15 protein-coding genes are annotated in these 13,903 nt (G+C 57.3%); 9 read left to right on the top strand and 6 right to left on the bottom strand.

All coding sequences use genetic code 11. The features are described 5' to 3' along the window. The first annotated feature begins 129 nt into the window (after nucleotides 1-129). The 3 genes from EYB53_RS14230 (at nucleotide 130) to EYB53_RS14220 (ending at nucleotide 3,127) form a co-directional block, all read left to right on the top strand. Entirely contained in the window at nucleotides 130-978 is an 849-nt protein-coding gene (locus EYB53_RS14230) for an HTD2 family dehydratase (protein ID WP_135479038.1), read from the top strand. 129 nt (nucleotides 979-1,107) lie between these two features. Continuing rightward, a complete protein-coding gene (gene holB, locus EYB53_RS14225; RefSeq protein WP_135479036.1) occupies nucleotides 1,108-2,133 on the top strand; it encodes a DNA polymerase III subunit delta' in 1,026 nt (341 codons plus the stop codon). A gap of 4 nt (nucleotides 2,134-2,137) precedes the next feature. Then, nucleotides 2,138-3,127, top strand: a complete 990-nt coding sequence (locus EYB53_RS14220) for a hypothetical protein (protein ID WP_135479034.1) — start codon at nucleotides 2,138-2,140, stop codon at nucleotides 3,125-3,127. A 156-nt stretch (nucleotides 3,128-3,283) separates the two neighbouring features. Here EYB53_RS14220 and EYB53_RS14215 read toward each other — a convergent pair whose 3' ends face one another. Together EYB53_RS14215 and EYB53_RS14210 are read right to left on the bottom strand one after the other, a co-directional pair. Further along, complete coding sequence (locus EYB53_RS14215) at nucleotides 3,284-3,655, bottom strand: response regulator (RefSeq protein WP_135479032.1); 372 nt, start codon at nucleotides 3,653-3,655, stop codon at nucleotides 3,284-3,286. Further along, nucleotides 3,633-5,603: a histidine kinase N-terminal 7TM domain-containing protein gene (locus tag EYB53_RS14210; RefSeq protein WP_135479030.1), complete on the bottom strand. Its 1,971-nt coding sequence runs from the start codon at nucleotides 5,601-5,603 to the stop codon at nucleotides 3,633-3,635. The genes EYB53_RS14215 and EYB53_RS14210 overlap by 23 nt, the downstream gene beginning before the upstream one ends. 319 nt (nucleotides 5,604-5,922) lie before the next feature. Here EYB53_RS14210 and EYB53_RS14205 point away from each other — a divergent pair, with 319 nt between their 5' ends. The 5 genes from EYB53_RS14205 (at nucleotide 5,923) to EYB53_RS14185 (ending at nucleotide 9,023) form a co-directional block, all read left to right on the top strand. Beyond that, the gene (locus EYB53_RS14205; RefSeq protein WP_135479027.1) at nucleotides 5,923-6,804 is read left to right on the top strand and encodes an SDR family oxidoreductase; all 882 of its coding nucleotides are present in this window, start codon (nucleotides 5,923-5,925) and stop codon (nucleotides 6,802-6,804) included. Between the two features lie 5 nt (nucleotides 6,805-6,809). Beyond that, on the top strand, nucleotides 6,810-7,067 hold the full coding sequence (locus tag EYB53_RS14200; RefSeq protein WP_135479025.1) for a hypothetical protein: 258 nt from the start codon (nucleotides 6,810-6,812) through the stop codon (nucleotides 7,065-7,067). Between the two features lie 250 nt (nucleotides 7,068-7,317). After that, nucleotides 7,318-8,247, top strand: a complete 930-nt coding sequence (locus tag EYB53_RS14195) for an IS982 family transposase (RefSeq protein ID WP_135479023.1) — start codon at nucleotides 7,318-7,320, stop codon at nucleotides 8,245-8,247. Nucleotides 8,248-8,400: 153 nt separating this feature from the next. Then, nucleotides 8,401-8,628, top strand: coding sequence for a hypothetical protein (locus EYB53_RS14190; protein WP_135479021.1), 228 nt, complete (start codon nucleotides 8,401-8,403; stop codon nucleotides 8,626-8,628). A gap of 113 nt (nucleotides 8,629-8,741) precedes the next feature. Continuing rightward, nucleotides 8,742-9,023 (top strand): nucleotidyltransferase family protein, encoded by a 282-nt coding sequence (locus EYB53_RS14185; protein WP_135479019.1) that lies wholly within the window; start codon nucleotides 8,742-8,744, stop codon nucleotides 9,021-9,023. A gap of 22 nt (nucleotides 9,024-9,045) precedes the next feature. On the opposite strand, the gene EYB53_RS14180 is transcribed toward EYB53_RS14185, so the two are convergent. After that, entirely contained in the window at nucleotides 9,046-10,041 is a 996-nt protein-coding gene (locus EYB53_RS14180) for an HNH endonuclease (protein ID WP_135479017.1), read from the bottom strand. A gap of 385 nt (nucleotides 10,042-10,426) precedes the next feature. On the opposite strand from EYB53_RS14180, the gene EYB53_RS14175 reads away from it, so the two are divergent. Next, nucleotides 10,427-10,768, top strand: a complete 342-nt coding sequence (locus tag EYB53_RS14175) for a cupin domain-containing protein (protein ID WP_167857411.1) — start codon at nucleotides 10,427-10,429, stop codon at nucleotides 10,766-10,768. 69 nt (nucleotides 10,769-10,837) lie between these two features. On the opposite strand, the gene EYB53_RS14170 is transcribed toward EYB53_RS14175, so the two are convergent. From EYB53_RS14170 to fabZ, 3 genes are all read right to left on the bottom strand, one after another. After that, on the bottom strand, nucleotides 10,838-11,161 hold the full coding sequence (locus EYB53_RS14170) for a cupin domain-containing protein (RefSeq protein ID WP_135479013.1): 324 nt from the start codon (nucleotides 11,159-11,161) through the stop codon (nucleotides 10,838-10,840). A 516-nt stretch (nucleotides 11,162-11,677) separates the two neighbouring features. Beyond that, nucleotides 11,678-13,084, bottom strand: a complete 1,407-nt coding sequence (fabF, locus tag EYB53_RS14165; protein ID WP_135479011.1) for a beta-ketoacyl-ACP synthase II — start codon at nucleotides 13,082-13,084, stop codon at nucleotides 11,678-11,680. Between the two features lie 238 nt (nucleotides 13,085-13,322). Further along, nucleotides 13,323-13,748: a 3-hydroxyacyl-ACP dehydratase FabZ gene (gene fabZ, locus EYB53_RS14160; RefSeq protein ID WP_135479009.1), complete on the bottom strand. Its 426-nt coding sequence runs from the start codon at nucleotides 13,746-13,748 to the stop codon at nucleotides 13,323-13,325. Between the last annotated feature and the right edge of the window lie 155 nt (nucleotides 13,749-13,903).

The raw sequence follows: 13,903 nt of genomic DNA, 5'->3' as shown, positions 1-13,903 counted from the left end.
AAGAAGTTCAGGGAGTCACTTTTTTGGGGTAGCAATGTTATAATGTCGAATTATATGTCAGAATATCATCAGATGCAAAGTTGGAGCGGTGTGAGCGCACAATAGAGGCTCCGGCTAAGGAAGCAAACAATGAGTGACGCAGAGGCAACGTTCAGCAGTTGGATCGGCACCACCGAACTGCTCGAAGACGATCTGAGTCCCGCGCAGGCATATGCAGCGGCGGCAACGCTTGATGATGCAACCACCATGATCAGCGGCAACGCGACGCTGCCACCACTGTGGCACTGGTTCTATTTTTTGCCACGCGCCCCGCAGTCAAAACTGAGTAGTGACGGGCACCCCGAGCGCGGCGGGTTTCTGCCGCCGATTCCCTATCCACGCCGGATGTTCGCCGGTGCGCGGCTTACATTCTATCGCCCTTTGCTGCTCGGGCGACCAGCCCAGCGCAAGGGCGAGATCCGCAATATCGTGCAAAAGTCAGGGCGCAGCGGCAACCTGGCCTTTGTCACCGTGGGCTACCAATTTTACCAGCAAGGCATCCTCTGCATTGAAGAAGAGCAGGACATTGTCTACCGCGAGCCCGGGCCACCGGTGCCCGCGCCAGTGCCTGCCGAACTGCCCCCGGTGCCCGAGGGAGCGTGGACGCGCACAGTCACACCCGATCCACGGTTGCTCTTTCGGTTTTCGGCCCTGACCTTCAACGCGCACCGGATTCACTACGACCGTCCCTATGCCATCAACGAGGAGGGGTATCCAGGGTTGGTGGTGCATGGCCCGCTGACGGCCGTGCTGCTACTCGAACTCGTGCGCCACACGACGAGCCAGCGCATCACCGGCTTTAGCTTTCGCGGCCAGGCCCCGCTCTTTGACCTCGCACCATTTCGCCTCGTCGCCACGCCCGAAGCAGAGCGCGTCATACTTGAAGCCCAAGGGCCCGACGGCAAGGTTGCGCTGAGCGCAGTTGCCGAACTCAGTTAAGAGTTTTGGGCGAAAAAAAGCCAGCGTAGCTGGCTTTTTTCAGCACCAGCAGGTAAGTACAAAGCGCAGGTGCTTCACCACTCGTGATGCTATAATGAGCCAGACACGCGCAACCTTTGCAGGAGAGCTATGCCCTGGCAGATTCTCGGTCATGATTGGGCGATCGCCCAGTTGAAGCACAACATTGAGGCGGGAACCGATGCCCACGCCTACCTGATCAGTGGCGTGCCGGGGATCGGCAAGGCGCTGCTCGCCTTGCGTTTTGCGCAGGCCCTCAACTGTGACGAGGGCCATGGCGAGCCATGTCTGACCTGTCGCACCTGCCGCCGCATCGAGCGAGGGAATCATCCCGATGTGCGCATTGCGAGCATGGCGACCCAGGCTGCGGGCTTGAAAGCCGACGAGGCGGCGCGCCAGAAGGAATTGAAGATTGCGACAATTCGCGCATGGCAAAACGATCTGAGCCTGCGTCCCTATGAGGCCCGACGCCGGATCTTGATCCTGCACGATGCCGAACGCCTTAATGAAGAGGCGTCGAACGCGATGCTAAAAACGCTTGAGGAACCACCCTCATACGCAACACTGATTTTGGTTGCTAATAGCACTGACTTGCTGCCGACGATTGTCTCGCGCTGTCGTGTCTTGCGGCTGCGGCCCTTGCCGCGCCGCGAGGTGGCGGCGGCATTAGAGGCGCGAGGGGTTGCAGCGAGTGATGCGGCCACGCTTGCGGCCTGGAGTGGGGGGCGGATCGGGTGGGCGATCCAGATGCTCGAGCAGCCCGAGGCGATCGCCCACCGCGATGAGCAACTTGAAAGCTTGCTTGCCTTGTCACAACAGGGTGTGAGTGCCGGCCTGCGCTGGGCCGAACAACGGGCCAAAGAGTATCGCGGCGGCGAACAGGCGACCGTCTTTGCCTGGCTTGACCTCTGGCAGAGTTGGTGGCGCGATGTGCTGTTGGTCGCGGCGGGATGCCCCGAAAGCGTGATCAATCTTGATCGCCAGGCGCAGCTCGCGCAGGCAGCGCGACGCTACCAGGCGCACCAGGCGTACACGATGGTTACCAAGATCAATCAGGCCGCCCAGCAACTCCGTGAAAACGGCAATCCGCAACTGGTGCTCGAAAGCGTCGTCTTGCAACTGCCACGAGGAGGGTGATCAAATGACATGGTTTGAAGCGCTTACCGGGGTGCGTGAAAGCTCGCCTGACGAGGTGCGAACGTATCTGCGCGTTGAGGGCACCCAATTGCATTCAACGGCAAATGGGGCAAGCTTTGTTTGTGGTCAACTGGCAATCCCGTCCCTCGGCGAGTTGCGGCGCGAGGTTGCCGCGTGTACGTCGGTTGACGGGCGGTTGACGGTACGCGAAGTCGTCGCGAATGTGCAGCATCTCCATGCTGACCCGGCCAACACATCGGCGCTCTTTCAAGTTGCCTCGCAGTTCAACCTGCTCGAAATGACGTCGCCGAACGTCACCCCCGAGCAAGGGGTGGGCATCTACGACTATGATCATACCCAGGGGCCAGCATGTGCCATTGCCGCCGGCGCGGGGACAATCTATCGCAACTATTTTGCGCCAGTCAACGGCAGAATCGGGCAAACAGCCAGCAACCAGATCGATTGTCTGGCCGATCTCGGACACGCGCTGGGCAACGCCAATGGCAAGCTCTGGCAGATGCAAAACGGCTATGCCCTCCCCTCGCGCAGCGGGCTCACGGCGATCGGCGAGCGCCTGCAAGCCGCAAGCGAAGCCGAGCGCGACGACCTGCGCAGTCTGTTGCGCATCGGCATGCAATGGCAGACCCAGGTGACCATCGCGGCGTCTGGGCACCTCGTCTCGCAGGCCTACTGTTCAGCCCTGCCGGTCGCCTATGCGAGTCACCCCACTGATCTCTGGGAGCCCTTCGCCCGGATGGTGCTCGAAGCCGCCTATGAAGCCACGCTTTGCGCTGGCATCATCAATGCCGCCACGCACGGCTCACCGCGCATCTTTCTGACCCTGCTCGGCGGGGGCGTCTTTGGCAACGACATCAGATGGATCATCGCCAGCATCGCCCGTGCGCTGCATCGTTATCAGGCATACGGGCTCGATGTTGCCATCGTGAGCCATGGGCGCTCAAACGACTATGTACGGCAACTGATTGCGGATTAGTACCAATACCTTGCGCATAAGGCGGTTTTTTTGACGCAAAGGCGCAAAGGCGCAAAGGCGCAAAGCTGCGTCGAGCGCACATCTGGACGCCAAGTGTGCGACGGATAGCTGCGCCAGAAGTGGATCAGGAAACTTCGTTACCGTGCCTAGGCGCAACTAGCGCGACCCTGCGAGCAAGCGTTCCATCGTCGACGCCAGATGATCAAAGTCAATCGGCTTTGTTTCAAATGCATCGCATCCGACGGCCATGCTGCGATAATAATCATCACTCATTGCATAGGCGGTCAGCGCAATGATCGGAATCGTTGCTAAGACTGGATTGGCCTTGATCTGTGCTGTCGCCTCCCAACCGCTCAGCAAAGGCAGGCCCATATCCATCAGGATCAGATCAGGGTGGACAGCCTCGGTCAATTCAACAGCCTGATGCCCATCGGCGGCCAGGAAGACCTCGTACCCGAGCCACTTCAGATGCCCGACGATCATTTGTCGGTTCATTTCATTATCTTCAACGAGAAGGAGGCGAGGCATATACTTCTCCTGTGTCTACCACATATATTTTCTTGCCCGAGACCTCAAGAGCCATGGTTGGGGGTGCCGGAATGATGGCACAATCACGTTCAACCGGCAGGCGCACATAGAACGAAGAGCCTCGGTTTTCTTCGCTCGTTACGCTGATCGTACCTTTCATCAACTCGGTATAGCGTTTGCAGATCGTCAGACCAAGGCCAGTCCCACCATACTGTTGTTGCAGTGAACCAGGGATCTGCGAAAATTCTTCAAAGATCGTCGTAAGAAAGGCAGGTGCAATGCCAATCCCCGTATCATGCACACTGAACTCAAGCCATGCACCATCGTTGCTGAGATCGTACCTAACCCGCAGGGTAATCGTACCGTGCTGAGTAAACTTGGCGGCATTGGAAAGCAGATTAATCAAAATCTGACGAATTTTTTGCTCATCGCCATAGTAAGTCTCAACCTCATCTGATACATCAAGGACGAGCCGATTGCCACCTCGCTGAGCTAGTGGTTGCACCATCTGGATTGTGCGATCAATCAACAGGCCGATCGCGAATTCACCATACTTGAATTGCATTTGACCGGCTTCGATTTTCGCAAGGTCGAGCACATCATTAATCAACTCAACCTGGTGACGACCGGCATTGACGATGATATCAAGTTCAGAGTGGATCAAGTCATGCTCACCACTCACAAGTTGGCGCTGAATCAATTGTGCATACCCAATAATCGAGGTCAGCGGTGTGCGAAGCTCGTGACTCATATTGCCAATAAACGCACTTTTGGTACGACTCGAAGCCTCAGCCATATCACGCGCCTGGGCAAGCGCAATTTCGGTACGCTGGCGCTCGAGCAACTCTTGTTGGAGCGAAAGATGCAAAGCTTCCAGTTCCGCATTGCGCACCCGCAGCAATTGCTCGTCCTCGCGACGACTTGTGATGTCACGCCAGTGAACAAGCCAGCCTTTCAAACGGCCTCTCCATCCGGCAAGGGGAAAGACCTGGATAGAAAACCAACGCGGGCCGTCACTAGTGATCAGTGAAATCTCGTCATCAATCTCGTGCGCTGTCAGATATTGGGCAGGCAGATTGGTATCAACAGGCAACAGGGCTGTAATCGGCATCCCGATTACATCAGCAATCGCACGGTTAAACATCTTGCTTGCGGTGATATTGAGATCAACAATGCGCCGCTCAGGATCAAGCACAACCACCCCATCACGCATCTGCTCAAACGTCAACGTCCGTGCCAGAGGAATCACTTCAAGCAGACGCCCCTTCATCGTCAGCAATGCCACCAGCATCACCGAGATGCCAAACCCGATGGGCAACAGGTCAAGAAACTGCCCCGGTCCAATCCGTAGCAGATAGAGAAGATTGCCGAGCAGAGGCGCAACTGCGGCCATCACCAGCATCAACGCCTGCCAACGAAAGAGCCGATGCGTGCGCAGCGCGGTCATCATCAAGAAACCAGTCGCCGGCAGGATCAAGCTGTAGCTATAGAGCGTATGTATCCAAAACCAAGGACCGTACGTTGGCGCAAAAAAAGTACCGTTTTCATTAACGGTAACCGCAGTGCTTTGCCAGATTAAACCATGAAGGTCGTTCGTCCACACCAGAATCAGGGTTAGCGCCGGCACGATGAGCAAAGCATAGTGGCGGGATGCATCAACCATCTTGCTTCGCCCCGTGTAGGTCAAGGCAAACCAGAGCCAGAAGACTGGGACGCTCACGATGCCAATATATTGAAAACGCACTGCCAGGAGGATGTTCTCAAGCTGAGTATTGGCGAGCTCAACAGCATAACCGGCAGCCATGATCGTAACAGCAATGCCGGCAAACGACAAAGGACGAGCCCAGGCACGATCGCGTCGTCGCCAACTCTGCAGGCTCACAATGGTGCTTGTCAAAGCCGTAACAACGAGCACGAACATGCAGATAATAGTTACCAACGATGGCATAGGTTAACCCGAATACATTGACAAAATGACGCAACCGGGCTGACAATCTTGGTAGTCAGCACTGGCCTGACAGCACAAAGCCTTCTAGGTTGTGAGAGGATGCTAACTTTATATGTAACAGGAAATGACCGCATTTGTCAAGTGAAAAACTATTTAACTAACTCCGTCATCTCATACTAAGTGTAGTAGCGTGACCACTTCCTACGCTTGCATTTATTGGCCGACGCAACTACCATACAGATGCTTGGTAATCGGGGTAGCGCCACACCAACCAACGAACGTGTACGTTCTCGAACTATATGATGCTCACAAGAGGTCTATGATGAACAACCAGGCTGGATCAGTCTTGATTACGGGCGCTTCAACCGGGATCGGGCGAGCATGCGCCCTCCATCTGGTCGCACGAGGCTTTCAGGTCTTCGCCGGGGTGCGCTCGCCCGAGCATGCCGAGCAGTTGCGGCTCGCGAGTGGGGGCCGCGTGACGACCGTGATGCTCGATGTCACCGACGCTGCGCAGATCGACGCTGCGGTTGCCACGATTCGCGCCCAGACCAACGGGCAGGGCCTGCGCGCCCTGGTCAACAATGCGGGCATCGCCGTGCCAGGGCCACTCGAGGTTGTGCCGATCGAAGCGTTTCGCCGTCAACTCGAAGTCAACACGCTCTCACCTATCGCCGTCACCCAGGCCTTTTTGCCACTGCTGCGCCAATCAGAGCGCCCTGCCACCATTGTCAACATGGGCTCGATTTCGGGGCGCTTCACGCACCCGCTCTTTGGCCCCTACTCGGCGTCGAAGTTCGCCCTCGAAGCGTGCAGCGACGCCCTGCGCATCGAACTGAGTCCGTGGGGCATCCGGGTAGTCTGCATTGAACCAGGCATCATCGCGACGCCAATCTGGGACAAAACGCTCGCGTCGAGTCTCCAGATGCTGGCCGACGTATCACAGGCGCGCCTGGCCCCGTACCAACCGCTGATCGACATGGTGAAAACAACGGTCAAACCAGGCATGGGCATCCCGCCCGAGCGCGTTGCCCGCGTCGTCGGCCAGGCGATCACCTGTCGCCGCCCACGGGCACGCTACGTGATTGGCCTCGACGCCTACGGCCAGCTCGTGCTGATCCACCTCCCCACGTGGCTACGCGACTGGCTCGTACGGCTCGCCTTGCCACCGTTTGGCGACCTTGCGCCGAGCAAGAAATAAGGCAGATGGTTAACGCAAAGGCGCAAAGGCGCAAAGCTGTGGGTGGAGATGGCGATAGAGCAAACCTGATCTGCCTGATATTCTACAATGGTCGTGACCTTGGAGAGATTGCCACCAAGTGGCTTACGGTTGCAGCCGAGCAATTTGCCCATGATCCGCTCGACACCTTCATTGGGGCATTTGATAGTGACGGCAGCGACTGGGCCGACAACCACGATCACTATCTGGGACAAATGGGTTGGGGTGTCAACTCCATGTTCTGAGATGCCCACAGCCATGCTCCCGGGCCACGCACAGCCATCCGTCGCACGCGTGGCGTCTCAATGCCCTTTGCGCCTCTGCGCCTCTGCGTCAAATCCTCAGAAAATGGTTCTTAAGAATTAGATCAGGTAGTGCCGACTTCAGTCGGCTTCCGGCTCAGCCGACTGAAACGCTTGGTGTGAGATAGACAAACGAAAGGTGTCGACTATCATGGATGAAATACCGCTTTCTGATGAGGAAAAAGGAGATCCCATGCTTGATATCGACACCTTTCTGACCACCGTGTACGTGATGGTCGATGATTTTTGCAAGCAGCACCCGGCCCCAGTGGCGGGGCGGCCTGGCCCGGCCCCCAGTCTGAGCGCGAGCGAAGTGATCACGTTGGGCCTTTTCGCCCAATGGGGGGTGTTTGCCACCGAACGGGCATTTTATCGTTATGCTTGCCGCCGCTTGCGGGCGGCCTTCCCCGGCCTGCCCCATCGGAGTCAGTTCAACCGCCTGCTGCGCCACCAAGCGGATCAGATCTGTCACCTCGGCCACTGGCTCGCCAGCGAGCTCGATGCGCAGACGTGCGCCTACGAAACGCTGGATGGCTTTGGCGTAGCCACGCGCAATAGCCAACGTCGCTCGTGTGGCTGGCTGCCGGGGATTGCCAATATCGGGCGATGCAGTCGACTTGGCTGGTACGAAGGGGTGCATGTCATCACGGCGACCACCCCAAGCGGGGCGATCACGGGCTGGGGCCTGGCACCTGCCAGCACCAAGGAGCAACCCTTTGCCGAAACCTTCCTGGCCGCCCGCCACACCCCGCATCCCCGGTTGCCCGAAGTCGGCGCACCTGCGCGTGGCTATTATGTGACTGATAACGGCTTTATGGGCCACGACCTCCAGCAACACTGGGCCGACGATTATGGTGCTCACTTGGTCACTCCACCGCATCCGAATGGGAAAATCCACTGGCCACCAGCTCTGCAAACGTACATCGCCAGGTTGCGCCAGATCGTTGAAACCGTGCATGAGAAGTTGCTCCATACCTTTCGTCTCGACCGCGAGCGCCCGCACGACCTCACCGGCATCCGCACCCGCATGGCCGCAATGGTCGCGCTCCATAACACCTGCATGTGGCTCAACCAACGCCTCGGACGTGATCGGTTAGCGTTTGCAGATTTGATTGATTGGTAGATCATCTGATCTCACACCAAGCGTTGAAGTCGGCACTACCGTAGACCCGATGTACGATTGAATATTCATAAGCCAACACTCCTGTTTACAACCCAGATAGGACTGCTATACTACGCTTGTAGACGCATCCTGTATGAAGATATGGAGCAACCTATGTCACCTGAAATGATTACGATCGCAGTTGATACACGAGTTGCGCAAGCATTCCACGCTTTATCTGAGGAAGATCAGCGCAAAATTGGCGTCCTCCTCAGCTTGCGAATCTTAGAAGCCACCCAGATGACGGAATCGCTCGAAGACCTCATGCGGCGTATTGGTCAGAACGCTCGTGAACGTGGGCTAACGCCAGAGATTCTAGCCGACATTTTGAGAACGATATAATTTTCTGATGTGAATACAACACAATTCTCTCTACGGTGGTATTCTAGATCAGCAAATTTTTTTGGTATAAAAATATTAGAGAAGAACAAAAATGAAAATCCGACAGGAGATAGTTGAGAAACATCACCATCCTCCGGCAACATCTGCCGGAACTCAAACAGCGCTACCAGATCAAATCCCTGGGGCTCTTCGGCTCGTACGTTCGCAACGAACAGACCGCGCAGAGTGATGTAGATATCCTGGTTGAGTTTGAGGAACTGCCGGGCCTTCTAACCTACGTCGCCCTGCAACAGACCCTTTCCGATCTACTGCACGTTTCGGTCGACCTCGTGCATCGTCCTGATCTACGCCCTCACCTGCGCGAGCGGATCCTGGCTGAGGTTGTAGAAGTCTGAGCGCACGTCATGTTATAGGCACCTACACCAACGACGGCGGAATCGTCGCTCTGAACAATTCTTTCTGATGCCAGCGCAGTGCTTCTTTGGCCGGGTAGATCTCCTCGTTCTCGGGTAGGTAGAGGGGTTGGTCGTGCAGGGTGCGCAACGGCGTAGTCGCTTCGTCATCTGAACGTACGACGGGCGAGACGATGATGCGATAGGTTGATGGCTCAATGCTTACGACACCCTCATCGAAGGCCCAGTGATGCAGGCCACATAACGCCATGCCGTTGCGGGGGTCGTCGTTGTGACTGATGCTCCATGGGACAATGTGAGCTGCGCTGACGGCGGTTCTGCCTTCTGGTGTGACGATGCGAATGCGACAGATCGCGCAGGTGTGCTGATAGGCAGACACTATTGTGCGCCGAAACCCGGTTGAACGCGATTCAGCAAAATAGTGCGCTTCGACCTCGGGTGTCTCTCTGAGTTTGAAGCGCCGTTGCGATCGCACCAGTAGCTCACGACTGTACGCAAACGCTTGCGCCGTGATGATGCCAACTTCAACGAGAATTGGGCGTGTCTGAGGGGCAAAATAAGTTTCAATTAAGATCTGTCGCAAGGCGTCGCGTGTTTCGGCTACCGTCAGCAAGGCAAAGAGTTCCGGATCGAGTTTTGCGCCCAGCAGGCATTGCCGCATCCGGACAAGCGAGCGTACAGGGCTATTCAGAGCAATCTCTTGACCGGGGATGGGCACAAGATACCAGAAGCCCTCGCTCTTCATATGGTAGAAGGGCATGGCGATGGTCGTCTGCCGTTTGCCCCCCATAACTTTTTCCCAGTAGAGATCAAACGTCTCTAACAGGTCGCTCTTGAGTTCAATAAAATTCTCGGTTATTTCGCCTTGTGCGATCAGATCCATGATCGCCAACAACAGAAACGCCTTATGTGGAGCACCTTTATTTGTTGCTTCGCTCCATCGTTCAGGAACCCGATCAATCTTTAGCCGAGCAAAAGCAATTTTATAGCGATCTAACATTGGATCGTGCTCTCATTCAAGGTTTGCGTCCTTGCCGCTCACCCTACCATACCATACAATCAAAGCAACCAGGGCTTGGGTGCCCTGGCTGAACATGGGGCAACCACGTTCCCTCACGCCCCCGTTTTCCTTCATCGTGTGCTACGCTGAAAATGGGGGAACCACGTTCCCCCACGCCCCCCGTTTTCCTTCGTGGTGGTACGCCGACAGGCGCATCGTGTACTGATGCAACGTCCGAGTAGGGTTCGATAGCGTCCGCATCTGCGTCATCTGCGGACGCCCTAATCTGCGTCATCTGCGTAATCTGCGGACGATCAGGATGACGTTGCCTCAGCCTTGCCCTGCCCGTACTAGATCTGCACACTGAAAGATGCGAGGAGCCCTGATGAGCTTTGATCCTGAATATATGGTTGATGTGGCCGAGGCGTTGCGCCAGGCTTCCTATGATGGTGCCATCTGGAGCCTGAATTGCGAGCAGTTGAATGTGAATCTGATGCGTTTGATGACCGGGGCGGGCATTGCTGAGCATCGCAATGATGAACTCGATGTGCTCCTGGTGGTCTTTGAGGGCTCCGGTGAACTGCTCCTGGATGATCAGCGGGTGGCCCTTGAGCCTGGCATTGCGCTGGTGATCCCTCGTGGTGCGCGCCGTGCGATCCGCTGCCTGCGTGGGCCGCTCGCCTACCTAATGGCACACCGCCAACGCGGCGCACTCTTGCCACGTTGAGGCGCAAACCCTCGCACACTTGGCGTCCAGATGCGTTCTCAAAACCCTTTGCGCCTTTGCGCCTTTGCGTCAAACCGTCGCCCCCTTGAGCAAGAGCAGCAGCATCACGACGGGCGTCTTGGCAACAATGCTGTGCGGCAACTGGGCCGGCATATGCACCCAGGTATTGGGGCCAGCCTCAAGCACCTCGGTGCCAAGCGTCAACGTTGCCGAACCCTCGACAATATGGAGCATGGCAGCCATCGAGGCCGTATGCTCCGAGAGTTCTTGCCCCGCCGCAAAACCAAAGAGCACCGCCTTGAGGTGCTGATCCTGGTAGATCGTCCGGCTGATCGTGCCATCGGTGGGAATCGTCACCTGAGCGGCGAGATCCTGAAAACTGGTTGCATTCATACGCTGCCTCCGGCAGGGATATGGGTTATTTGACGCAAAGACGCAGAGACGCAAAGGTTTTATGGAACTCCATACGCAGCTTTGCGCCTTTGCGTCAACACGGGCCAACATTGAGTAGTCTGGAAAGTACATTTTCTGACATGCGTGCAGCCATGCCATGCCGAGTACCACGTGGCCCACGGGTCAGTGATGCCGTGAGTAACCAGTGTGGTGCCCAGGCCCGCCCTTGTCACCCCGAACGGAGTGAGGGGTCTTCCATGCCGATCAGTGCAGATTCCTCACTGCGCCTACGGCTCCGTTCGGAATGACCATGGAGCCGTTGCGCTCCGCGCATGAGATGGTGTTGCTTCGGAGCGCAGCGAAGCATCTCTGCCGCCTGAACGCCTGAGACCCCTCGCTTCGCTCCTGATAACATCCTTGAATGTTAGCGCGGTGCCACTGGCCCGCGGGCCATGTAGTACTCAGGGTGACAAAATATCCGCAAACTTACTTCACACACTATTGAGTGTGCCAGCCCTACCGCTTAAAGATCAACACGGCATTGACCCCACCAAAGCCAAACGAATTGGACATCGCAACCTGCAGGTGCGCCGGACGAGCAGCACCTGGCACATAGTCAAGGTCGCACTCTTCATCAGGCTGGTCAAGGTTGATCGTGGGTGGGATCAGGCCATGCTGCAACGTCAAGATCGTCGCAACCGCCTCGACGGCACCAGCCGCCCCGGTGAGATGCCCAAGCATTGACTTGTTGGCACTGATGGGCACATTGCCGGCATACTCCCCAAAAACCTGCTTGATCGCCCGCGTTTCGGCCAGGTCGCCGGCAGGCGTGGCGGTGGCGTGGGCATTGATATAATCGATCTGCTGGGGATCAAGCCGGGCATTGTGCAACGCACGGCGCATCGCCCGCACTGCACCATAGCCATTGGGGTCAGGCGCAGTGACGTGGTAGGCATCGGAACTGGCCCCGTACCCGAGCAACTCAGCCTGAATAGGGGCACCCCGGCGGCGCGCACTCGACATGCGTTCGAGCACCAGCACAGCGGCGCCCTCACCGAGCACGAAGCCATCGCGGTGTACATCAAAGGGGCGCGAGGCATGCTTCGGGTCATCGTTGCCCTGGGTCGTCAGCGCCCGAATCACCGCAAACGCACCGATCGTGAGCGCACTAATCGGTGCTTCAGCCCCACCAGCAAGCATAATCTCGGCGTCACCCCGCCGGATCACCTCGGCCGCCTCGCCAATGGCCTGGGCACCAGCGGCACACGCGGTACAGACCGCCGAGGTATAGCCACGCAACCCAAGCTGGATCGCAACCTGGCTTGAGGGCATGTGGGGCAGCGCCGACGCAATGAAAAAGGGGCTGATCTTCATCCCGCCGCGTTGCAGCAGCGTCGCTGAAGCCTGCTCGATCTCCTGCATCGAACTGGTACCACAGCCAATCAGCGTACCGATCTCCTCACTGGCCGCCGGGTCAATGCGCAAATTCGCCGCTGTGACCGCCATATGCGCGGCAGCAACGGCGAACTGACTCGAACGCGAAATACGCCGGGCCTCTTTCGCATCCATAAAGACCTGCGGCACAAAATTGGGCACCTGGGCGGCAATCTGGCACGGGAACTGACTCGCATCAAAGTGGGTAATCCGCGTTACCGCACTCTGCCCACTGCTCAAGCCCTTCCAGAACGGTGCTAACCCGATCCCAAATGGCGAGACAACGCCCATCCCGGTCACGACAATCCGACGGTCTTCATCCTCTGCATCGAGTCCGAGTGGCAACGGGGCGGTGATTGGCGCATCCTCAAGCACCTCGGCCAGCAATTCATCAATCCGGGCCTCAAGGTCACTGGACGCCGTCGAACGCACCAGACTGAGCAACTCGGCACGCAGGGCCACTCGCCGATTCGCTGGCATCTGCGCCATAGTCAAGTCCTGGCCTATACGCGGAAACGTCTAGATATGATACCACGCTGCACGAGAGCCTGCAACGCGAGGGCGTACCCGGTCAGGGCGATTGCATCATACGAAACCGGATACAAAAAGACGCGCTATCAGGGCACCCGCAAGGGGTGCCCCTACCGGCCGGGGGCCGGATCCGGTGTACGGGCACCCCTTGCGGGTGCCCTGGCGGGTGCATTCACGGAAGATGCAATCGCCCTGCTTACCCGGTTACGGCAAAGAGCAGGCCCGCCTCGCACGCCAATTCACCGTTAACAGTCGCCCGTCCGCGGCCTTTGCCAATGCCACGGCGCAGTTTGTCAAGCGTCACTTCGAGGCGCAGATGATCGCCGGGGCGCACGACGCGCTTGAACCGGCAATCATCAATACCCGCAAAGAGCACCAGTTTATCAGCGTAGGCCGGCAGACTCATCACCGCCAGGGCACCAGTCTGCGCCAGCGCCTCGACGATCAACACCCCGGGCATCACCGGATTATCGGGGAAGTGGCCTTGAAATTGTGGCTCATTTACCGTAACCAGTTTCTCGCCCACTGCGCGCACGCCGGCCTCAAGCTCGATCACCCGGTCAAGCAAGAGGAACGGGTAGCGATGCGGTAAAATTGCCATAATCTCTTGTATCGTTAGCACAGGTCTTGATCCTTTCTGTATCGTGTTTTGTCGTCGGTCAGCTACCTTTGCTGGTATTCTGGAGTGCCGACTTCAGTCGGCTTCGGACTCAACCGACTAAAACGCTTGGTGTGAGATCAGATGATCTACCAATCAATCAAATCTGCAAACGCTAA

The sequence above is a fragment of the Candidatus Chloroploca mongolica genome (genome assembly GCF_004762035.2).
In the GTDB taxonomy this organism is placed as follows: domain Bacteria; phylum Chloroflexota; class Chloroflexia; order Chloroflexales; family Chloroflexaceae; genus Chloroploca; species Chloroploca mongolica.
This window is presented reverse-complemented; position numbering and strand designations above follow the sequence as displayed.